The following is a 402-nucleotide window of genomic DNA, read 5'->3' as shown; positions in this document are numbered from 1 at the left end:
CCCCCGACAGCGTGTCGTTGCCGTCCAGGCCGTAGAGCACGTCGCGGCCCTCCCCGCCCTGGATGCGGTCATCGCCCGCGCCTCCCTCCAGGTAGTCGTCGCCGTCCTGCCCCTTCAGCGTGTCGTTGCCTTCGCCGCCAAGAATCGTGTCGTTGCCCGCGCCGCCGATGAGCGTGTCATTGCCCTTGCCGCCCACGAGCTTGTCGTCGCCCGCCCCCCCATCCAGCGTGAGGTCCTGCGTGACGCTCGCGTCCACGGTGATGGAGTCGTTCCCGTCGCCGCCGTTGATGATGGCGCCCTGGGCCTGCTCCGCCGTCAGCGTCACCGTGTCGCTGCCGGACTTGATGGTCAGCCCGCCGTCCTTCCCCTGCGACACCGTCGCCGTGTTGTTCCCCGCCCCCA

1 protein-coding gene is annotated in these 402 nt (G+C 70.4%); it reads right to left on the bottom strand.

Going from position 1 to position 402, the window contains the following annotated elements; all coding sequences use genetic code 11:
- The coding region (locus U8525_RS34500; protein WP_374270976.1) for a calcium-binding protein at nucleotides 1–402 on the bottom strand (402 nt) is incomplete at both ends.

The organism is Corallococcus sp. RDP092CA (assembly GCF_041903675.1).
Classification (GTDB): domain Bacteria; phylum Myxococcota; class Myxococcia; order Myxococcales; family Myxococcaceae; genus Corallococcus.
This window is presented reverse-complemented; position numbering and strand designations above follow the sequence as displayed.